General features: G+C 70.3%; 23 protein-coding genes. 10 read left to right on the forward strand and 13 right to left on the reverse strand.

Features of this window, described 5'->3' with window-relative positions; genetic code table 11:
* Positions 1 to 121 precede the first annotated feature (121 nt).
* The 3 genes from DDZ18_RS12885 to DDZ18_RS12895 all read left to right on the forward strand — a co-directional run bounded on the left by DDZ18_RS12885 (position 122) and on the right by DDZ18_RS12895 (position 3,147).
* Positions 122 to 1,309 carry a phosphoglycerate kinase gene (locus DDZ18_RS12885; protein WP_109253817.1) on the forward strand — a complete coding sequence of 396 codons (1,188 nt, stop codon included), beginning with the start codon at positions 122 to 124 and terminating at the stop codon, positions 1,307 to 1,309.
* 71 nt (positions 1,310 to 1,380) lie between these two features.
* Positions 1,381 to 2,400 (forward strand): class I fructose-bisphosphate aldolase, encoded by a 1,020-nt coding sequence (locus DDZ18_RS12890; RefSeq protein WP_109253818.1) that lies wholly within the window; start codon positions 1,381 to 1,383, stop codon positions 2,398 to 2,400.
* Positions 2,401 to 2,532: 132 nt separating this feature from the next.
* Positions 2,533 to 3,147, forward strand: a complete 615-nt coding sequence (locus tag DDZ18_RS12895) for a hypothetical protein (RefSeq protein WP_158272161.1) — start codon at positions 2,533 to 2,535, stop codon at positions 3,145 to 3,147.
* 171 nt (positions 3,148 to 3,318) lie between these two features.
* Here DDZ18_RS12895 and rpmE read toward each other — a convergent pair whose 3' ends face one another.
* The 10 genes from rpmE to DDZ18_RS12945 all read right to left on the reverse strand — a co-directional run bounded on the left by rpmE (position 3,319) and on the right by DDZ18_RS12945 (position 10,495).
* Positions 3,319 to 3,540: a 50S ribosomal protein L31 gene (rpmE, locus tag DDZ18_RS12900; protein ID WP_109253820.1), complete on the reverse strand. Its 222-nt coding sequence runs from the start codon at positions 3,538 to 3,540 to the stop codon at positions 3,319 to 3,321.
* Positions 3,541 to 3,739: 199 nt separating this feature from the next.
* Entirely contained in the window at positions 3,740 to 4,756 is a 1,017-nt protein-coding gene (locus DDZ18_RS12905; RefSeq protein ID WP_109253821.1) for a peptidoglycan -binding protein, read from the reverse strand.
* Between the two features lie 7 nt (positions 4,757 to 4,763).
* Positions 4,764 to 5,771: a hypothetical protein gene (locus DDZ18_RS12910; RefSeq protein ID WP_109253822.1), complete on the reverse strand. Its 1,008-nt coding sequence runs from the start codon at positions 5,769 to 5,771 to the stop codon at positions 4,764 to 4,766.
* 111 nt (positions 5,772 to 5,882) lie between these two features.
* The gene (locus tag DDZ18_RS12915; RefSeq protein WP_109253952.1) at positions 5,883 to 6,656 is read right to left on the reverse strand and encodes an inositol monophosphatase family protein; all 774 of its coding nucleotides are present in this window, start codon (positions 6,654 to 6,656) and stop codon (positions 5,883 to 5,885) included.
* Between the two features lie 23 nt (positions 6,657 to 6,679).
* Entirely contained in the window at positions 6,680 to 7,246 is a 567-nt protein-coding gene (gene efp, locus DDZ18_RS12920; RefSeq protein WP_109253823.1) for an elongation factor P, read from the reverse strand.
* A 119-nt stretch (positions 7,247 to 7,365) separates the two neighbouring features.
* Positions 7,366 to 7,875, reverse strand: a complete 510-nt coding sequence (locus DDZ18_RS12925; protein WP_109253824.1) for a glycoside hydrolase family 108 protein — start codon at positions 7,873 to 7,875, stop codon at positions 7,366 to 7,368.
* Positions 7,876 to 7,942: 67 nt separating this feature from the next.
* Complete coding sequence (locus DDZ18_RS12930; RefSeq protein WP_109253825.1) at positions 7,943 to 9,076, reverse strand: tetratricopeptide repeat protein; 1,134 nt, start codon at positions 9,074 to 9,076, stop codon at positions 7,943 to 7,945.
* The gene (gene thiE / locus DDZ18_RS12935) at positions 9,016 to 9,633 is read right to left on the reverse strand and encodes a thiamine phosphate synthase (RefSeq protein WP_109253826.1); all 618 of its coding nucleotides are present in this window, start codon (positions 9,631 to 9,633) and stop codon (positions 9,016 to 9,018) included. Before thiE ends, DDZ18_RS12930 begins: the two co-directional genes overlap by 61 nt.
* 39 nt (positions 9,634 to 9,672) lie before the next feature.
* Positions 9,673 to 10,206 (reverse strand): protease adaptor protein RcdA, encoded by a 534-nt coding sequence (rcdA, locus tag DDZ18_RS12940; protein ID WP_109253827.1) that lies wholly within the window; start codon positions 10,204 to 10,206, stop codon positions 9,673 to 9,675.
* 100 nt (positions 10,207 to 10,306) lie between these two features.
* Entirely contained in the window at positions 10,307 to 10,495 is a 189-nt protein-coding gene (locus tag DDZ18_RS12945; protein ID WP_109253828.1) for a DUF1192 domain-containing protein, read from the reverse strand.
* Between the two features lie 69 nt (positions 10,496 to 10,564).
* On the opposite strand from DDZ18_RS12945, the gene DDZ18_RS12950 reads away from it, so the two are divergent.
* The gene (locus tag DDZ18_RS12950; protein WP_109253829.1) at positions 10,565 to 11,563 is read left to right on the forward strand and encodes an NAD(P)H-quinone oxidoreductase; all 999 of its coding nucleotides are present in this window, start codon (positions 10,565 to 10,567) and stop codon (positions 11,561 to 11,563) included.
* 153 nt (positions 11,564 to 11,716) lie between these two features.
* Positions 11,717 to 12,382 carry a DUF1013 domain-containing protein gene (locus DDZ18_RS12955; RefSeq protein ID WP_109253830.1) on the forward strand — a complete coding sequence of 222 codons (666 nt, stop codon included), beginning with the start codon at positions 11,717 to 11,719 and terminating at the stop codon, positions 12,380 to 12,382.
* An 83-nt stretch (positions 12,383 to 12,465) separates the two neighbouring features.
* Here DDZ18_RS12955 and folE read toward each other — a convergent pair whose 3' ends face one another.
* The gene (folE, locus tag DDZ18_RS12960; RefSeq protein WP_109253831.1) at positions 12,466 to 13,092 is read right to left on the reverse strand and encodes a GTP cyclohydrolase I FolE; all 627 of its coding nucleotides are present in this window, start codon (positions 13,090 to 13,092) and stop codon (positions 12,466 to 12,468) included.
* A 280-nt stretch (positions 13,093 to 13,372) separates the two neighbouring features.
* Here folE and cysS point away from each other — a divergent pair, with 280 nt between their 5' ends.
* The 4 genes from cysS (at position 13,373) to DDZ18_RS12980 (ending at position 16,614) form a co-directional block, all read left to right on the forward strand.
* Entirely contained in the window at positions 13,373 to 14,764 is a 1,392-nt protein-coding gene (cysS, locus tag DDZ18_RS12965) for a cysteine--tRNA ligase (protein ID WP_109253832.1), read from the forward strand.
* Between the two features lie 43 nt (positions 14,765 to 14,807).
* Positions 14,808 to 15,242: an iron-sulfur cluster assembly scaffold protein gene (locus DDZ18_RS12970; protein WP_109253833.1), complete on the forward strand. Its 435-nt coding sequence runs from the start codon at positions 14,808 to 14,810 to the stop codon at positions 15,240 to 15,242.
* A gap of 82 nt (positions 15,243 to 15,324) precedes the next feature.
* On the forward strand, positions 15,325 to 15,684 hold the full coding sequence (gene yidD, locus DDZ18_RS12975) for a membrane protein insertion efficiency factor YidD (RefSeq protein ID WP_109253834.1): 360 nt from the start codon (positions 15,325 to 15,327) through the stop codon (positions 15,682 to 15,684).
* A 6-nt stretch (positions 15,685 to 15,690) separates the two neighbouring features.
* The gene (locus DDZ18_RS12980; RefSeq protein ID WP_109253835.1) at positions 15,691 to 16,614 is read left to right on the forward strand and encodes a glycosyltransferase family 2 protein; all 924 of its coding nucleotides are present in this window, start codon (positions 15,691 to 15,693) and stop codon (positions 16,612 to 16,614) included.
* Here DDZ18_RS12980 and DDZ18_RS12985 read toward each other — a convergent pair.
* Together DDZ18_RS12985 and DDZ18_RS12990 are read right to left on the reverse strand one after the other, a co-directional pair.
* Positions 16,562 to 17,488: a hydroxymethylglutaryl-CoA lyase gene (locus DDZ18_RS12985; protein WP_109253836.1), complete on the reverse strand. Its 927-nt coding sequence runs from the start codon at positions 17,486 to 17,488 to the stop codon at positions 16,562 to 16,564. The genes DDZ18_RS12980 and DDZ18_RS12985 overlap by 53 nt on opposite strands.
* On the reverse strand, positions 17,485 to 19,176 hold the full coding sequence (locus DDZ18_RS12990; protein ID WP_109253837.1) for a glycosyltransferase family 39 protein: 1,692 nt from the start codon (positions 19,174 to 19,176) through the stop codon (positions 17,485 to 17,487). Before DDZ18_RS12990 ends, DDZ18_RS12985 begins: the two co-directional genes overlap by 4 nt.
* A 125-nt stretch (positions 19,177 to 19,301) precedes the next feature.
* On the opposite strand from DDZ18_RS12990, the gene DDZ18_RS12995 reads away from it, so the two are divergent.
* Positions 19,302 to 20,036, forward strand: a complete 735-nt coding sequence (locus DDZ18_RS12995) for a glycosyltransferase family 2 protein (protein ID WP_109253838.1) — start codon at positions 19,302 to 19,304, stop codon at positions 20,034 to 20,036.
* Positions 20,037 to 20,039 lie beyond the last annotated feature (3 nt).

The raw sequence follows: 20,039 nt of genomic DNA on the forward strand, positions 1-20,039 counted from the left end.
GGGGTGGCCCCGGGGGGGGCCAAGTCGCGGGCCGGACCGGCGCCCCCCACCCCGACCCTCCCCCGCGGGGGGAGGGAGACCGGGGTCAGGCGACGGCCCGGAACGAGAGGATGAAGAGCGCATGATCCGCCGCATCGAGGACGCCGACGTCGCCGACAAGACCGTCCTGGTCCGCGTCGATTTCAACGTGCCCATGCGCGACGGCGTGGTCGCCGACGACACGCGGCTCAAGGCCGCGCTGCCGACGATCAATCATCTGCGCTCGAAGGCGGCCAAGGTGGTGCTGATCGCGCATTTCGACCGGCCCAAGGGCGTGCGCGTCCCCGAGATGAGCCTGAAGCCCGTCGTCGCGCCGCTCTCGGAGCTCCTCGCCGCGCCCGTGGCCTTCGCCGAGGACTGCGTCGGCGAAGCCGCCGAGCGCGCCGTCGCGAAGCTCGCCGCGGGCGAGGTGCTGCTGCTGGAGAACACCCGTTTCCACGCCAGCGAGGAGGCCAACGATCCCGACTTCGCCGCCGCGCTCGCCGGCCTGGCCGACCTCTACGTGAACGACGCCTTCTCGGCGGCCCACCGCGCCCACGCCTCGACCGAGGGCGTCGCGCGCATTCTCACAGGCTATGCGGGCTTCGCCCTGCAGCGCGAGATCGATCATCTCACCGCGGCGCTGGAGGCGCCGAACCGCCCGGTGCTCGCCGTCGTCGGCGGGGCCAAGGTCTCGACCAAGATCGATCTGCTGAAGAACCTGGTCAAAAAGGTCGACCGGCTCTTCGTCGGCGGGGCGATGGCCAACACCTTCCTCGCCGCCAAGGGTCATGACGTGGGCGCGAGTCGCTGCGAGCCGGACCTCGTGGACACCGCGCGCGACATTATCGACGCCGCCGGCGCGGCGGGCTGCGCGCTGCTCTTGCCCGTCGATCTGGTCGTGACCAAGGAGTTCAAGGCCCACGCCGAGCGGCGCGTCGCGCAGGCCGACGACATCCGGTCCGACGAGATGGCGCTCGACTGCGGCCCGGAGACGGTCGACCTGCTCGCCGATGCGATCGCCGCGGCGCGCACGCTGGTCTGGAACGGCCCGATCGGGGCCTTCGAGACGCCGCCCTTCGACACCGCCACCGTGGAGGCGGCGCGCTTCGCCGCGGCGCGGGCGCGCGATCACGGCCTGACGGCGGTCGCCGGTGGCGGCGACACGGTGGCCGCGCTCAACCACGCCGGCGCGGCGGAGGATTTCACCTTCGTCTCGACGGCCGGCGGCGCCTTCCTCGAATGGCTGGAAGGCAAGACGCTGCCGGGCGTCGCCGCGCTCGAAGACTGAGAGGACTTGACCGCGCCGGCCGGGGACGCGATCCATCGGCCGTCGCCGACGGGAAGGGAGGGGGAGCCCCCATGGACATCGACCAGCTGAACGAAACCGCGCTGCGCATGGCCGCGCCGGGCAAGGGCATTCTCGCCGCCGACGAATCCACCGGCACCATCGCCAAGCGTTTCAAGTCGATCGGCCTGGAATCCACCGAGGAGGCCCGCCGCGACTGGCGCGAGATGCTGTTCCGCACCGAGCCGGCGATGAACCAGCGCATCTCCGGCGTGATCCTCTATGACGAGACGATCCGCCAGAAGGCCGAGGACGGAACGCCGCTTCCCGAGATCATCGCCAACGCCGGGGCCATTCCGGGCATCAAGGTCGATACCGGCGCCAAGCCGCTCGCCGGCTCGCCCGAGGAGAAGGTCACCGAGGGCCTCGACGGACTGCGCGACCGGCTCGCCGAGTATTACGAGCTCGGCGCGCGGTTTGCGAAATGGCGCGCCGTGATCGGCGTCGACGCCGACGAGATGCCGTCGCAGTACTGCGTCGACGTCAATGTCCATGCGCTGGCGCGCTACGCGATGCTCTGCCAGGAGGCCAACATCGTCCCGATCGTCGAGCCCGAGGTCCTGATGGACGGCGATCACGACATCGAGCGCTGCTACGAGGTCACCGAGTTCGTGCTCAAGCGGCTCTACCAGGAGCTGTTCGACCACGGCGTCGTGCTCGAGGGCACGGTGCTCAAGCCGAACATGGTCGTCTCCGGCAAGGACTGCCCCGAGCAGGCCGGCGTCGAGGACGTCGCCGACATGACCATCCAGTGCCTGCTCAACGCCGTGCCCGCCGCCGTGCCGAGCATCGCCTTCCTGTCGGGCGGCCAGTCGGACATCGACGCCACGGCGCATCTCAACGCCATGACCGCCGACCACGACCTGCCCTGGCTGCTCACCTTCTCCTACGGCCGCGCCCTGCAGGCCGCCCCGCTCAAGGCCTGGGGCGGGAAGAAGGCGAACGTCGAAGCCGCCCAGGCCGCGTTCAACCACCGCGCCGAGATGAACGGCCTGGCCACGCTGGGCGAGTGGAAGGAAAGCCTGGAGAAGTAGGCGGGGCCGTAAACTTCGAGGATCACCTCGCGCCTCTCGGCAAGAGTAGAGTAGGCCCCTCCGCTTGCTATCGACGCTCGGTCGCTTCACGATTGCTCATCTCGACGAGATGTGCGGAAGCGCGTTTCAATGATGACGGTCGGCATCCGAATCCGGTGGGTGATCTTGGCGATCGCGATCACTCTACCAGCGTTGGCGTTCGCTTGGTACTGGATCGCTGGCTCGGCCGGCTTCTTGATTTTTCTGTTCGTCTACCTTGCCGTACCAGCCGCTGTCGCCGTCGCCGCCGCACTATGTTTGGCCGGCTACGTCGCTTTGCGCGAACGAACCATTCGCGGGGTCGCGCCCCTGCTGACGCTGAGCGCGGCGATAGCGTCCCTCTTCCTCATTCCGTTCAGCACGCTGAGCATGCGCACGGATTTCGCGCTGAAACGCGCCGGCATGGAGGATGTTGTCCGCGATATCGCGCTTGACGGTGGTCCCGGGGAGGTATTGCTCGGCAGACGTCGATTGACCGCCGGCGACCGCTGGCTTGTCTCAGGCGAAAGCATTTTTGCAATGCCGACCGAATGCGGCGTGATGGTTTTTTTCCCCACCTTCTTTGGCGTTCCTGACGGAGCGGCGGGATTCCTGTACGCACCGCCCTGCGCGGTTCCGAGTGATTTCCCCGGGGAACGGTTCGGCGTGGGAAGGTGGTCGGTGCAATCCCTGCCTGCCGAGGGTTGGCACCGCATATCAGGGACGTGAGCGGCGAGCCCGAGAAAGACGAAACCCCGGAGCGGCGCTCCGGGGTTTCGTCGTTTCATGCGCCGGAAAAGGAAAACGCCCGCAGCTGAGGGGGACTGCGGGCGTTCCTTAAAAGGCCTCGGCCGAGCGTAGTATGGCTCTGACGCCCCGTGATGAGGGGGGGAGGGGCGCTTAGACGCCGAAGCCTTTGAACTTGTCCTTGAAGCGCGAGACGCGTCCGCCGCGGTCGACCAGGTGCTGCGTCCCGCCCGTCCAGGCCGGATGCGTGCGCGGGTCGATGTCGAGCGTGATCGTCGCGCCCTCCTGACCATAGGTGGAGCGCGTCTTGAACTTCGTGCCGTCCGTCATCACGACCTCGACCGTGTGATAGTCGGGATGAATGTCCTTTTTCATGACGCGGCTCCGAGCCTTCCTTGTAAGCCGCGGGCGGCCCTTGGGGACCGCCCGCGAAACGCATCCTGTGCAAATCGAGCCGCGGTGTATACACCCCGGTTTTGCGCCGCGCAAGACATCGCGGGCGCCGGCGTGAAGGCTCAATGACTTAGCCGATCGCGCGGTTCGCGAATCCTGTGGAAAACCCGTCGCGTAGCCCTCAGCGCGAGGTGAGCTTGAGCTCGATGCGGCGGTTCTGCGCGTTGGCCGACGCGCTGCGCCCCTCGGCGATGGGGTGATGCTCGCCGAAGCCCGCCGCCATCAGGCGCTGGCTCGGCACGCCGAGCTCCTCGAACCAGTTGATCACCGACAGGGCGCGCTCGGTCGACAGCTCCCAGTTCGAGTCGAACGGCGCGTTCGGCCCGAGCGGGACCGGGTCGGTGTGGCCGTCGACGCGGACCACCCACTCGATGTCGGTCGGGATCTCGTCCTCGAGCTGGATGATGGCGTTGGCGATCGGCACCAGCGACTGGCGGCCCTCCTGCGACAGCGTCGCCGACGCCGAGGCGAACAGCACGTCGGTCTCGAACACGAAGCGGTCGCCGACGACCCGGACGCCCGAGCGGTCGCCCAGAATGTCGATCAGCCGGCCGAAGAACTCCGAGCGGAAACGCGCCAGCCGGGCGACCTCGCTGGCGAGCGCCGCGTTCAGCCGTTCGCCCAGATTGACGATCTCGGATTCAAGCTCGGCCTCGCGCTCCTCGGCGGCCTGGAGCGCCTCGTTCAACCGGGCGAGCTCCTCGCGCAGCGCGGCCATCTGGTTGTTGAGCCGCGTGATCGTCGCCTGGGCCTCTTCGTTCAGCTCTTCCTCCTCGGCGAGGCTCTCGCTCGCCGCGGCGAGCCGCGTCTCCAGCTCGTCGATCTGCGCGGTCATCGCGGCGTTGGCGTCGGTGAGCGACTCGTTCTCCTCGGTCAGCTCCCGCACCCGCAGGCTCAGCCGCTCGTTCTCGCTCTCGGCGAGATTGAGTTCCTCGGCGAGCGAGGCGAGCCGGGCGTTCAGGTTCGCCAGCTGCTCGTCGCGGCCCGACAGCGCCTGGGACAGCGCGAACTGGCCGGCGGTGAACACCGCCAGCAGGAAGATGATCACCAGCAGCAGCGTCGCCAGCGCGTCGACGAAGCCCGGCCAGTAATCGCCGGAGTCGCCCTCGCGCATGTGGATGTGGCGCGGCAGGCTCATCGCGGCGTCACTCTCCGTCCCCGCCGCGGCCGCGGCCCATGCGCGCCTGGGCCTCGAGCGAGCGGATCAGCACCTTGATCTCGTCGCGCAGCATGCGCGCGGCCTCGCGCTGGCTTTCGGCGGCGTCGTCGGCGAAGCGCGCCAGCGTCGTCTCGAGCTGCTTGTTGTGGCGTTCGAGCACGTGGGAGAGCCGGTCGAGCGTGTCGGCGGTCTGTTCGAGCAGCGCGCCGATATAGGCCGCCGAGGTCTCCTCGCCGCCGCCCGCGGGTCCGGCCGCGGCCAGCCGCGAGATCGAGGACAGCCATTCCTCGATCTCGTTGTAGAAGCGGTTCTGCGCGCGGCTCGCCTGCAGCTCGAGAAAGCCGATCACCAGCGAGCCCGCCAGGCCGAACAGCGAGGAGGCGAAGGCCGTGCCCATGCCCTGGATGGGATCCTCGATCGCGCTCATCAGCGCGGCGGCGTCGGCTTCGCCGCCGCTCGACGTCGCCGAGACCGCGCGCACCGCGTCGCCGACGTCGGAGACCACGAGCAGCAGGCCGTAGAACGTGCCCAGCAGGCCGAGAAAGATCAGGAGCCGGCCGAAATAGCGCGTGAAGGCGCCGCTCTCGGCCATGCGCGCGGCGACGGAATCCAGAACCACACGCGTCGAGGAGGCCGACAGCTGGGCGCGCCCGTCGGCGGCGTCGCTCATCAGCGCGGCCATTGGCGCGATCAGCGCCGGCGGGGCGGGCAGGTCCTCGGGATGCTCGCTCTCGCGCAGGCGCATCAGCCAGCGCGCGCTGGGCCCGATCGCGAGCGCCTGCTGGAAGGTGTAGAGGATGCCGATGATCAGCACGCCCACGATCACCCCGTTGATCGCGGGATTGGCCTCGAAGGCGTCGATCAGCGGCTGGTGCAGCAGCGCGGCCAGCCCGATGACGGCGGCCAGGAAGACCGCCATCCACAAGACGTACTGGCCCGGTCCGGTGAACGTGACCCGGCGGGAGCCGGGCATGGGCGGTTTGCGAGTCGCCATCGACGAACAGTCCTCAACCAGCGGGATCCGCGTTCATGGATCACCCTATCCGCCAAGTGAGGCAAGTTTCTTGCCGCAATTAAGGCGGCGGGCCGGTCGTCGCAGCGCCGTCTACGCCGCCGCTCCCAGGCGTTCGCGCAGCAGGCCGATCGTGTGCTCGTTGCCCGCGACGATGTCGCCGGTCTCCAGCACGTCGCCGGTCTCCGCGATCGCGCCGGCGAAGCCGCCGGCCTCGCGCACGATGACCATGCCCGCGGCGATGTCCCAGGCCTTGAGATCGCGCTCCCAGAAGCCGTCGAAGCGGCCCGCCGCCAGCCAGGCCAGGTCCAGAGAGGCCGCGCCGTAGCGCCGGATGCCCGCCACGTTGGGCATGACCTGGTGGAGCTCCTTGAGGAAGCGGGCGTGGCCGGACTTGCCGAAGAAGGGCGTGCCGGTCGCGATCACGCATTCCTCCAGCCGCTTGCGCGCGGAAACGCGCAGGCGGCGGTCATTGGCCCACGCGCCGCGGCCCTTCTCGGCGTGGAACAGCTCGTCGGTCGCCGGGTTGTAGACGACGCCGGCGATCAGCTCGCCCTCGCGCTCGAGCGCGATGGAGACGGCGAAATGCGGCTGGGCGTGGAGGAAGTTGAGCGTGCCGTCGAGCGGGTCGACGATCCAGCGATGCGTCTTGTCCGTGCCCTCGACCTCGCCGCGCTCCTCCATCAGGAAGCCGTAGCCCGGCCGGGCGTGGGAGAGCGCCTCGAACACGATCTCCTCGGCGCGGTGGTCGGCCGCGGATACGAAATCCGCCGGGCCTTTCTTCGAGACCTGGAGGTGCTCGACCTCGTTGAAGTCGCGCGCCAGCTTGCGGCCCGCCTTGCGGGCCGCGTCGGTCATTACGCGCATGAGGGCGGAGGGAGCGGCCAAGACTAGTCCGCGCGGCGCACGTAGCCGCCGTCCTCGGTCGCCACGACGATACGTTCGCCGACGCCCACGAAGGGCGGAACCTGGGTGCGGATCCCGCCCTGGAGCATGGCGGGCTTGAAGGAGTTCGCCGCGGTCTGGCCCTTGATCACCGGCTCGGTGTCGGTGACCTCGAGCTCGACATGCTGGGGCAGTTCGAAGCCGATCGGCTTGTCCTCGTGGAACTCCACCGTGACCATCATGCCGTCGGTGAGATAGGCGGCGCGCTCTTCGCCCACGAACTCGATGGGAAGCGCGATCTGCTCGTAGGTCTCGGTGTCCATGAAGTGGAGCATGTCGCCCTCGGCGAACAGGAACTGGTGATCCTTCTGCTCCAGGCGCACGCGCTCGACCTTGTCGGCGGCGCGGAAGCGCTCGTTGAGCTTGCGCCCGTCAATGAGGTTCTTCAGCTCGACCTGGGCGAAGGCGCCGCCCTTGCCGGGTTTGACGTGCTCGGTCTTCACCGCGACCCACAGCGAGTCCTGGTGCTTGAGCACGTTGCCGGGTTTGATTTCGTTGCCGTTGATCTTCATCGCGATGGGTCCTGGATGCGGTCGCCGTCTGCGGCGGCGCGGGCGCGCTGGCGGCGCAGCCCGGGGTCGGGCGCTCGTTTAACAGCGGGCGGGCGGACCGGCAAGCAGGCCGCGCGGCGTCACGCCGCCAGTCGAACGGCCCGCGCCAGCGCGCTCATCAGCCGGCGCGACCAGCCGAGGCCGAACGTGTCGAAGCTGGAGAGTCCGGCGTAGAACGCCATGCGGCGCGCCGCGGTCTCCTCGACGATCCGGCCCGGGTCGGCCGCGTTGGCCGCTCCGAGCGTCACGGGGCCGACAAGCCCGTCATCGGGCACCCCGACGGCGCGCTGCAGCAGCTTCACCGCCCGGCCGACGCCGTGATTGACCGCGCCGTCGAAGGTGAGGAAGCCGATCGGAGCGGGCATCGCGCCGCAATGCGCCGCATCCCAGTAGCGGGCGCGATAGATGGCGGCGGCCTCGTCGCGCGTGAGGGCCCTGACGTCGGACACGCTCGCATCGCCGCCGCGCCAGTCCGCGAGGGTCCGGAGGGTGATCCCCATGTTCGTCGCGCCGCCGGGGTCGTCGGGATGGTCGACGAAGCCGCCCTCCCATTCGAGCACGTGATCGAGGGCGTGTTCGAAAGCGCTCATCGCCGGCCCCGTTCCTCGCACGGCCTGCGAGAATAGGCCCGCCGGGGCGCCCCGGGGAGAAGACGGCCTAGAAGCTGCCGGCCGCGGCCATCGCCTCGGATTCGATGCGCGCGACCGCCGTCTCGGGCAGGGCCCGTTCGAGGGCGGCCTGCAGCCGCTGGCGGTCGGGATTGTCGACGACGGCCTCCTCGCGGGTGAAGCCCGCGCGGCGCACCCAGAAATAGGCGCGCTCCAGATCGCGGGTCACGCCGTCGCCGGTGGCCAGCGCGTAGGCGAGGATGAACTGCGCCTCGGGATCGCCGGCTTCGGCGCCGCGCCGCGCCCAGCTCGCCGCGCGCTCAGGCTCCGGCGGCGCGTCGCCGACGCCCTGGAACAGCAGGAAGGCGTGGCGGCCCATGGCTTCGGGCAGGCCCAGCTCGGCGGCGATCTGGATCAGCTCGGCGCCGCGGGCGGGGTCGGCGGGTCCGCCGTCGCCGGCGCGGTACATCAGCCCGGCCTCCATCGCCGAGGCGGCGTCGCCGGCGCGGCCGGCGCGCTCGTACCAGGGGCGGGCGCGGGCGGGGTCGCGCGGGCCGTGGGGCCACTGGTCGAGCGCGATCGCGTACTCGCGATAGGCGTCGCTGAGCCCGGACTCGGCGGCGAGCCGGAACCAGTCGAGCGCGACCGAGGCCGCGCCGGGATCGCCGCGCTCCTTGATGTAGAGGGCGTATTCCAGCGCGCCGCGCGGGTCGCCGAGCTCGGCGGCCTGGCTCAGGAACTCGCGCGCCTGCCAGCTCGACAGCCCGCCGCGGCCGGCTTCGGCCAGGCGCGCGAGGATGACGAGCGCGTCGGGCTCGCCCATGTCGGCGGCGCGCTGCAGCCAGCGCACGGCGGCTTCGTCGTCGGGCTCGCCGGCCAGGCCGTGCAGGCGGATATGGCCCGCCAGCGTCGCGCCGCGCGCTTCGCCGCCCGCCGAGGCGCGCTGGGCATGAAGCAGGGCGGAGTCGTAGTCGCCGGCGGTGTAGGCGGCCGAAGCCCGCGCCATGGCGGTGTCGGTGAGCGAGCGGCCTTCCACGGCGTCGGCCGTGTGATCGCGCTCGATCTCCTCGGCGAGCGAGGGCGGCAGCTCGGGCGCGGTCTGCGCCGAAGCCGGGGCGAGGCTCAGGACAAAAGCTGCGAGAAGGCCCGCACCGCCGCTTCCGGTCCGTCGGGATGCGACCACACCCCGCCCGAGACGGCGATATAGTCCGCGCCGGCTTGGATCACCGTCGCGGCGTTCTCCGTCGTGATGCCGCCGATCGCCACGCATGGGATTTCGAAAAGCTCGCTCCACCATTCCAGAATCTCTATAGGCGCCGAGGTCTTGGGCGTTTTCGTGGCGGTCGGAAAGAACGATCCGAATGCGACATAGTCCGCCCCCGCCTCGCCGGCCAGCATAGCAAGATGGCGGCTGTCATGGCAGGTCGCCCCCACGATCCGGTCGCGGCCCACCGCAGCGCGGGCCTCGGCGATGCTCGCATCCTCCTGTCCGACATGCACCCCGTCGGCGTCGAGCTTCGCGGCGAGATCGGGCCGGTCGTTGAGAATGGCCGCGACTCCGCGCTCGCGGGCGCTCGCGATCAGCTCGGGCGCCAGGCTGGCGATCTCGGCTTCGGAATGGTCCTTCAGCCGGATCTGAAGCGCGGCGACGCGTCCGGCGTCGAGCGTGCGGCGCAGAAGGTCGGGAAACGCCGCGTCGATGCGCGGCGGAGTGAGGAGATAGAGTTCGCAGCGAGACATGGCGCGGAGATAATCCCCCGCGCGCTCCGCGCCAAGCGCTCAGCCCTGCGCGCCGAACGCGCTTTCGAGCGCGGAAAGCTGGCGGGCGACCGGATTGGCCTCCGGGTCGGCCGGCTCGGCGGTTCCGTCGAAGAGCTCGGCGTCGAGCCGCGCAAGGCGGCGGTAGAGCGCTTCGGAACGCGTGGCGAGATCGGCCAGGCGCGCCGGGCAGGGCTCGTCGTCGGCGGGCCAGTGCGCGTCCTTGCGCGCGCCCGGATTGAGACGATAGCGCTCCTCGGCGGCCTCTTCGGGCGTCATGTCGCCTTCGGCCACGGCGCGCTGGGTGAGCAGCCACGAGGCCGACTGCATGAGCTGGGTGGTCAGCGTCATCGACTCCGCGGCGTAGGACAGCGCGCCCGCGCGGCCGAGACGCTTGGCGTCCTCGCGGCCGGGCCCGTCGAGATAGGCCGCCGTCTCCTCGACGAGGTCCATGCCCTCGCGGAACAAGCGCCGGAACATCTCCGAACCGGCGAATTCCGCCACGCGGGCGGTCATGCCGGCGAGTTCCGTCGAGCCGGGCTGCACTGGTGTCATTGTCGCGTCCCTCGCGCTGTCGTCAGGGGCGGACAGGGTCCGTCCCGCTCTGGTCCCCTCAAGCAAGCAAGGGGCCAAGCCCCTGTCATGCATGGTTAATTCAGTGCTTGAACACGGCGTCGGCCGCCGCCCGGCCGGCCTCCTTGTGCTTGATCATCGCGGCGGTTCGCTCGAGCTCGGCCTGCAGCAGGGCCTCGCGTTCGCGCAGGTCCTCCACCGACATGGCGCCGAGATCCTCGCCGGGCGTGACGGCGCCGGGCTTCTCCCGCGGCGGATCATCGTGAAACATGGGCCGAGCCTCCATGTCCGCTGCACAGGCCGGGCATCCTAACGAACCGAGTCGCCGGAGTCCCGAGTCATGAATCCCGATCTTTCAGACGGCCGTACGACGCGCATCGTGACCGCCCCGGAGCCGGGCGGGCCGGAAGCGCTGGCGATCTCGCGCCGCGATCTCGCGCCGCCCGCGCCGGGCGAGGTGCTGATCCGGGTCGCGGCCGCCGGCGTGAACCGGCCCGACGCCTTCGAGCGGATGGGGTTCTATCCCCCGCCGCCCGGCGCGCCGGAGGGGCTGGGGCTCGAGGTGTCGGGAACCGTGTTCGAGACCGGCGAAGGCGTCGAAGGCTTCGCCGCGGGCGATCCGGTCGTCGCCCTGCTCGCCGGCGGCGGCTACGCCGACATCGCCCGCGCCCCGGCGGGTTCGGTGCTGCCCGCCCCCGACGGCGTCCCGCTGGAGGACGCCGCGGGCCTGCCCGAGACCGTCTTCACGGTGTGGACGAACGTCTTCGACCGGGCCGGACTCAAGCCGGGCGAGCGCCTGCTCGTCCATGGCGGGGCCAGCGGGATCGGCACGACCGCGATCCAGATGGCCAAGGCTCATGGCGCGCACGTCACGGTGACGGCCGGCACGGAGGAAAAGTGCGCGGCCTGCCGCAATCTCGGCGCGGACAAGGCGCTGAACTACCGGGAGGCGGACTGGGCCGCCGCCGTGAAGGAGTCCGGCGGGGCGGACGTGATCCTCGACATGGTCGGCGGCGATTATGTCGAGAAGAACCTCTCGATCCTCAACACGGACGGCCGGCTGGTGATGATCGCCTTCCTCAAGGGCTCACGCGTCGAGATCGACCTGATGCGGCTGATGCTCAAGCGCCTGACCATCACCGGTTCGACCCTGCGTTCGCGGCCGGACGCGGAGAAGGCCGCGATCGCCGCGGCCGTGCGCGAGACCGTCTGGCCGTGGATCGCGGCGGGAAAGGTCCGGCCGCTGATCGACTCGGTGTTCGATCTCGACGACGTCGCCGCCGCCCACGCGCGCCTCGACGCGATGGAGCACGCCGGCAAGATCCTGCTGAAACCCTGAGCCGTTTCGCTTACCGGGTGTTCCATCGCGGGACCGCACGCGCTATATAGGGCGCAAATCCCCGCATGCGGCTCGATCGCTCGGGGTCGGACCGTCCGAAAGCCCGGCGACCGCGCCGGGTTTTCTTTTTGCTGCTACGGAGCACCACCGATCATGGCCGACATCCTCATGCCGAAGGCGACCGCCGTCTGGCTGGTCGACAACACCGCGCTCAGCTTCGAGCAGATCGCCGATTTCTGTAATCTCCACCATCTCGAGGTGAAGGGCATCGCCGACGGCGATGTGGCCGCGGGCGTGCGCGGCGCCGATCCGGTCGCCGCCGGCCAGCTCAGCCGCGAGGAAATCGCCAAGGCCGAGGCCGATCCCGATTACCGGATGACGCCGTCGAAGGCGAAATTCGCCGACCTCCACGAACCGGCCAAGCGCAAGGGACCGCGCTACACCCCGCTGTCGCGTCGGCAGCATCGCCCCGACGCGATCGCCTGGCTTGTGCGCAATCATCCCGAGCTGACCGATGCTCAGATCTCCAAGCTGATCGGCACGACCAAGACGACGATCCAGGCGGTGCGCGAGCGCACCCACTGGAACTCGGCCAACATCAAGCCGACCGATCCCGTCTCGCTGGGGCTCACCACCCAGATCGAGCTCGACGATGCGGTGAAGAAGGCCTCCTCGCGCCGCAAGAAGATGGAGGAGGAAGGCAAGGTCGAGCAGGCCGAGGACACGCTCAAGCCCGCCGAGGAGACCGAGTCGAGCGCGGCGCCGACGACGCTCGACGAGCTGTTCGGCAAGGGCGCCGAGGGCGGCGAAGAGGACTGAGCGGGCAGACGGCCGCTTCCGCGCACGAAAAAGCCCTCCGGCGATCGCCGGAGGGCTTTTTGATTCAGGCGTTCGCCTTCGCCCTAGCGCCGCGATTTTTCGGTCAGGCGCATGAAGCGCTCGCGCAGCTCCGGATTGGCCTTGAACTCGCCGGTGAAGGTCGTGGTGATCGTCGACACGTTGGGGTGATGCACCCCGCGCGTGGTCATGCACTGGTGCTTGGCGTCGACGAAGACGGCCACGCCGCGGGGCTTCATCGCCTCCTCGATGGCGTCGGCGATCTGGGCGGTCATCGTCTCCTGCGTCTGCAGCCGCTTGGAGAAGATCTCGACGACCTTGGCGATCTTGGAGATGCCCACCACGGCGCGATCGGGCAGATAGGCCACGCAGGCCGTGCCGATGATCGGCGCCATGTGGTGCTCGCAGTGCGATTCCACGTCGATGTCGGTGAGCATGACCATGTCGTCATAGCCCTGGACATCCTCGAACACGCGGCCGAGCTCGTCGGCGGCGTCCTTTTCGTAGCCGGCGAACCATTCCTGGTAGGCCTTCACCACGCGGCCGGGCGTGTCGAGCAGGCCCTCGCGGCGCGGATCGTCGCCCGCCCAGCGGATGAGCGTGCGCACGGCCTCCTCGGCCTCCTCGCGGGACGGGCGGGCGGGAACTTCTTCTGCGGTTTCGAGCATGGTCTTGTCGGTGATGGCGTCCATGGGAACGCGGATCCTTTCGTTGTCGGGTTCGGCCGGGTCATTAGACGCCGGCGTCAAGTTCCGGTTTCCGGATCCAGCGCTTCGCAACGGTTTCGGCCGCCACACCGCGCCGGGTCTTGTTTTGCGACCGGACAGTTCACAGTGTCCGGACCCTAGATAAGTCGCCTCCGCGGAAATTCCACTGCATGAAACGACTTTGCTTCCGCGCGGACGGGTTTGTAGACCTTTTCCCGCCCCGGCGCCAATGCCGGGGTCTCGCCAATGCGCCGACAGGACCGACATGACATCGCTGCGCCTCTACGACACCGCCGCGCGCGAGAAGCGCGTCTTCACGCCCGCCGACCCCGAGCGCGTGACGATGTATGTCTGCGGGCCGACGGTCTATTCGGCCGCCCATATCGGCAATTTCCGCCCGGCGGTGACGTTCGACGTGCTGTTCCGCGTGCTGCGTCATCTCTACGGCGCCGAGCGCGTCGTCTATGCGCGCAACATCACCGATGTCGACGACAATATTAACGCCGCCGCCGCCGAGGAGGGCGTCGACATCTCGGTCATCACCGAGCGTTTCACGCGAATCTATCACGAGGACAACGCCGATCTCGGCAACCTGCCGCCGAGCCTGGAGCCGACCGCGACCGGCCACATGGCCGAGATGATCAAGATGATCGAGGGGCTGGTCGACGACGGCTTCGCCTATGTCGCCGAGGGCCACGTGCTGTTCTCGGTGAAGGCGTACGAAAAGTACGGCGCGCTGTCGCGGCGTTCGCTCGACGACATGATCGCCGGCGCCCGCGTCGAGGTCGCGCCCTACAAGAAGGACGCGGCCGACTTCGTGCTGTGGAAGCCGTCCAAGCCCGGCGAGCCGGTCTGGGAGAGTCCCTTCGGCCCGGGCCGGCCCGGCTGGCACCTGGAGTGCTCGGCGATGATCGAGGCCAATCTCGGCGAGACGATCGACATCCACGCCGGCGGCCAGGACCTGATCTTCCCGCACCACGAAAACGAGATCGCCCAGTCGGTCTGCGCCCATCACGGCGCGCCGCTGGCGCGCTACTGGCTGCACAACGGCTTCCTGTCGATGGACTCCGAGAAGATGTCGAAGTCGCTCGGCAACATCGTCAAGCCGCACGAGCTGATGGCGCAGGGCGTGAGGGGCGAGACCATCCGCTACGGGCTGCTGACGGGCCATTACCGCGCGCCGCTGGACTGGAACGACGCGCTGATGGAGCGGTCGCGCAAGTCGCTCGACCGGCTCTACGGCGTGCTCCGGCGACTGAAGGGCGTCGAGGCCGCCCACGCCGCCCCGCCCGACGCGGTCATGACCGCGCTCCTGGACGATCTCAACACGCCCCGCGCGCTCGCCGCGCTGTTTGAGATCGCCGGCCGCGCCAACAAGGCCGAGACGGAGGCCGACCGCGCGCGGGCGAAGGGCGAGCTGCTCGCCGCCGGCGAATTGCTGGGTCTCATGCAGGACGATCCGGACGCCTGGTTCGGGCTCGACGCCGTCGACGCCGAGGCGCGCAAGGACATCGACCGGCTGATCGAGGAGCGCGCGCGGGCACGGGCGGCCAAGAATTTCGCCGAAGCCGACGCGCTGCGCGCCAGGCTCGAGGAGCGCGGCGTCGTCGTCGAGGACGGTCCGGAGGGCACGACGTGGCGGCTGGGGGAGGCGTGACGTCGGCCTTGAAATCGCCGCTCCGAGGGCGGACATGAGCCCCATGGCCGATCCGTATTCCACCGAGGTCCTCAAGCTCGCCGCCGAGATCCCCCATCTCGGCCGCCTGACGAAGCCGGACGCGAGCGCGCGCAAGGTCTCGCGCATCTGCGGCTCGGCGATCGACGTCGATCTCGTCGTGGAGGACGGCCGCATCGCCGACGTGGGGCTCGAGGTGAACGCCTGCGCGCTGGGCCAGGCCGCAGCCAGCGTTTTCGCGCGTGACGCGATCGGCGCCGATCTGGTCGAGGTCGCGGGCGCGCGCGATGCGCTCAAGGCCATGCTCAAGACCGGCGGGCCGCCGCCCGAGGGGCGCTTCGCCGGCCTCGCCGCGCTGGAGGGCGCGCGGGACTATCCCGCGCGCCACGGCTCGATCATGCTCGCCTTCGAGGCCGCCGCCGCGGCGCTCGAAGACGCCGCCGAAAGACCGCGCGCGTGAGCGCCTGTCGACATTCGCACCTGCACCGACCCGTCTGGACAGCCGCGGTGCGGGCCTTCATAACGAGGCGCGAGGGGTGGAGATGAAACCTGCACGCTGGATATTGCGACTGCCGGCCCGGATCGGGCTCGCGGCGCTGGCGGCGTACAGGGTGATCCTGTCTCCGGTGCTCTACGCCTTCGGCGTGCGCTGCCGCCACGAGCCCAGCTGCTCGCACTACGCCAGCGACGCGGTGCGCGCCCAGGGGTTGTGGCGGGGCGGCTGGCTGGCGCTTGGCCGCGTGCTGCGCTGCCGGCCGGGCGGAACGCACGGGTTCGACCCCGCCCCGATGGAGCGCAGCGACGCGCCCTGGTGGCGCGTCTGGGGCTTTCGCGACGGACCCGAGCGGGCCGGCGCGGGGGCGCTGAAGATCGAGAGGCCCGCCGAGACGGGCCGGGAGTGATCCGCGGTGGCGCAGCGATCGGGCGCGCGCATCAGCATCGTGATGGTGAGCTGGCATACGGGGCCGGCCCTGTTCGATGCGATCGAGGCCGCGCTGGCCGCGCCCGAGATCGATGAGCTGGTGTTCGTCAATCACGACAATCCCGCCGACGTGGTCGAGGCGCTCGAGGCGCTCGCCGCGCGCGAGCCGCGCTTCCGCCTGATCAGCACCGGGGCCAATCTCGGCTTCGCCCGCGGCTGCAATATCGGCGCGGCGGCGGCGTCCGGCGACCGTCTGCTTTTCCTAAATCCCGACACCGTGCTGCCCGCCGGCGCGGCGGCGCGGATGGCCGAGACCGGAGCGGCGTTCGGCGAGAGCTGGATCGTGGGGGCGCGCATCGTCCACCCCGACGGCCGCGAACAGCGCGGCGGGCGGCGCGGCGCGCTCACCCTGGCGACCGCCATCGGCGGCTATCTCGGACTGTCCCGGCTTCTGCCCTGGGTGCGCGACATCCACCGCGAGGCCGAGCCGCTGCCCGCCGAGGCCGTCGACACGCCGACCGTGTCCGGCGCGGCGATGATGACGCCGCGGGCCGCGTTCGAGGCCGCGGGCGGTTTCGACGAGGGCTATTTCCTCCATGTCGAGGACATCGATCTGTGTCGGCGCGTGCGCGAGGCGGGCGGCCGCGTCGTGTTCGAGCCGCGCGCCGAGGTCGTCCATCACGGCGCGACCAGCCGGGCGGACCTGATGACGGTCGAGGCGCACAAGGCGCGCGGTTTCGCGCGCTATTTCTGGAAATTCAGCCCGGCCTGGTCGCGGCCTGTCATGGTGCTGACGATCCCGGTGATCTGCGCGGCGATCATGAGCCGGGCGGCCTGGCTGCGCGTGCGCGGCGTGTTCAGCCCGCCGCCGTCGCCGGCGCTGCCGCGCTCGGAAACCCGCCGGCCTTAGACAGCAGCGATTCCACGGGGTGTTTGAGCGCCTCGTCCTCGAGCCACTTCGCCACGGCGATCATCTTCTCGAGATCGATCCCGGTCTCGAAGCCGCCGCGTTCGAGCATGTAGACGACATCCTCCGTCGGCACGTTGCCCGTGGCCTTCGGAGCGAAGGGGCAGCCGCCGATGCCGCCCGCCGACGCGTCGACCACGTCGACGCCCGCATCCACGGCGGCGGCGACATTGGCCAGCGCGGTGTTGCGGGTGTTGTGGAAATGCACCCGCAGGCGGGCCTTCGGCGCGGCCTCGCGCACCGCGTCCAGGCGGGCGCGGACCTCCCACGGATCGGCCACCCCGATCGTGTCGCCCAGCGCGATCTCCACGGCGCCGGCGGCCTCGGCGCGGCGCGCCAGCTCGGCGACCACCGCGCGGTCGACCTCGCCCTCGAACGGGTCGCCGAAGGCCACCGAGATCGTCGCCGACAACGGAATGCCCGCCTCCAGCGCCAGCGGCGCGATGCGGTCGAGCGCGTCGGCGGTCTCCATCGGCGTGGCGTTCTGGTTGCGCTTGCCGAAGCCCTCCGAGGCGACCATGACGAAATTGATCTCGTCGCAGGCCGCGTCGATCGCCCGGCGCATGCCCTTCTCATTGAGCGCCAGGCCGATATAGGACACGCCGCGATCGCGCGGGACGCGCGTCATGAGCTCGGCGGAATCGGCCATCGCCGGGACCAGCTTCGGATTGACGAAGCTCGCCGCCTCCATGCGTTTCACGCCTGCGTCGATGAGGCGCTCGACGAATTCCAGCTTCACGTCCGTGTCGAGCAGGACCGGATCGTTCTGAAGCCCGTCGCGCGGGCCGACCTCGACGATGTCGATTGTCTTGCTCATCTCGTCTCCGTTTCGCCGCACGGTCCGGTGGTCATGATCAGCAGCACCGCCGGATCGCCGCGGCTGTAATTGAATCCCTCGACGGCGTAGCGCCGGCACGCCGCGGCGTCCAGACGCGCGAAGAAGGCCTCGCGCGCGGCGCGGTCGGCGCCGGCGTTCTCCGCCCAGCGGCTCATGTCGATGACGACCATATGGGGTCGGTCGAGATCGGGCGAAAGCGCGGCGAGCTCGCCGAAGCCCAGGAGCCGCACGTCGCCGCCGAGCAGGAAGGCCAGGCTCGGCTCGGTATAGGTCGACCACACGGTCGCGTCCGCCGGGCGCAGGTCTTCGCGCTCGATCGCGGCGATCGCGCGGGGGGCGAGGAAGAGCGCCTCGGCGCGCGGCGCGACCAGGCCGCGCGCGCCGACATGCCAGGCCAGTCCCGCGACGACGGCGAGCATGGCGGCGCGACCCGCACGGGCGCCGAGAGCCGCGACGGCTGCGGCGATCGCAGCCACGATCACGGCCGTCGCCGTCGTCGCCGCGACGACCTCCGGGCCGTCGAACCAGCGCGCGAGCGCCACCGTTCCGAGACCCGCCGCCGCTCCGCCGACGAGCAGGAGCGCCGCGCCCGCCGCCCGCCAGAGCCGGCGGGTCTCTCCCCAGGCGGCGAAGCCCCACCCGGCGAGGACGGCCAGCGCGGGATAGGTCGGCAGCGCGTAGTGCGGCAGCTTGGTGGGCGTCAGCTCGAGCACGATCCAGAGCGGCGCGGCGAAGACGACGAGCAGGCGCGCATGCCCGGCCGCGGCGCCGCCCTCGCGCAGCGCGTTCACGGCCGCGGCGATCCCGGCGGGCAGGAAGACGATCGCGGGAAAGAACAGGACCGGCAGCATCGCGAGATGCACGCCCGGCGGCGCGCCGTGGGTCTCGTGGCCGGAGACCAGCTTGGGCGCGATGTCGCCGAGGAAGGCCTCGCGGATGAAGGCGCCGTCGGTGGCGATCTGCACCGCGATCAGCCAGGGCGCGAGGATCGCCGCCGCGGCCAGCGGGCCGCTCCAGTGCAGGAAGGGCCGCCACCAGTCGATCCGCCGCTCCCACAGCGAGAGCGCGATGACGGCGAGGCCGACCATGGCCGGGCCGACGGGCCCCTTGATCAGCACGCTCGCCGCCACGGCGATCCAGCAGGCGAGTGCCCAGGGCCATGCCCGGCGGCCTTCGTCGAACGCGAGGCGCGTCCGGACGAACGCCCAGAAGGCCAGCGCGACCGTCGCGGCAAGCACGGCGTCGGTCTTGGCGATCCCGCCCTCGACGCCGAGGACGAGGCTGGTTCCGAACAGGGCCGCCCCGGCGAAGGCGGCGCGGCGGTCGAGCAGCGCCGAGGCCGCCAGAAACACGGCCAGCGCGGCCAGCGTCGCGCCGAAGAGCGAGGGCAAGCGATACGCCCAGATCGCGCGCGCCTCCGCCGACGACAGCGCCGAGACGCTGGCCGCCTGCAGCCAGTGTATGCCGGCCGGTTTCTTGTGGCGGGGCTGGTCGAGATAGCGGATCTCGACGAAATCGCCGGTCCCGAGCATCTGCGCGGTGGCCTGGGCGAAGCGCGCCTCGTCGCGGTCCAGCACGGGCAAGGTGAAGACGCCGGCGAGCGCGGCGATCGCGGCGAGGCCGGCGACGATCCACGGGGCGCGCCGCTCCGCCCAGTCGGGGAACATGTCTTGCAAAGCGGCCCCGCCAGCTCGGCGCGCGCAGAAAAAATACGTGCGCGCACGCACATTATCGTTATGAAACGCAACGAGCCCAAGCCCGTCCGTCGAGCAGTCCGAAGCCGTCCCGACCCATGGCGCAAACCGAGCCGCAGATCGCCGTCGTCGCGCCGATGCACAACGAGGCCGGCAACGCCGCCCGCCTCGCCGCGGAGGTCCATGACGTCCTGCGCGACGTCCCCCACGAGATCATCTTCGTCAACGACGCCAGCACGGACGGCACGCTCGAGGAGCTGGTCGGGGCGAAGGCCGACATTCCGAGCCTGCGGATCCTGAGCCATCGGAAGAATGCGGGCCAGTCGCGGGCGATCCGCACCGGCGTCATCGCGGCGCGCGCCCCGGTGGTGTGCACCATGGACGGCGACGGCCAGAACCCGCCCGAGGACCTGCCCACGCTGATCGCCGCGCTCACGCGCCCGGACGCGCCGGCGGACCTCGCGATGGTCTCGGGCCGGCGGGTCGGACGCAAGGACACCGCCTGGAAGCGCTTCGCCTCGCGGCTGGCCAACGGCGTGCGCAAGAGCCTGCTCAACGACGACGCCGACGACACCGGCTGCGGGCTCAAGGCGTTCAAGCGCGAGGCCTATCTCCTGCTGCCCTATTTCGATCACCAGCACCGCTTCATACCCGCGCTGATGAAGCGCGAGGGCTTCCAGGTCGAGTTCCGGGACGTCGGCCACAGGCCGCGCATGGCGGGCAAGTCGAAGTACTCGAACTTCGGTCGCCTTTTCGCCTCGTTGACGGATATGCTAGGTGTGATGTGGCTCAACGGTCGGGCGCGCAAGACCGGCGGTTGGGACGAGGCGTGACGC

The sequence above is a fragment of the Marinicauda salina genome (assembly GCF_003122085.1).
GTDB lineage: Bacteria > Pseudomonadota > Alphaproteobacteria > Caulobacterales > Maricaulaceae > Maricicauda_A > Maricicauda_A salina.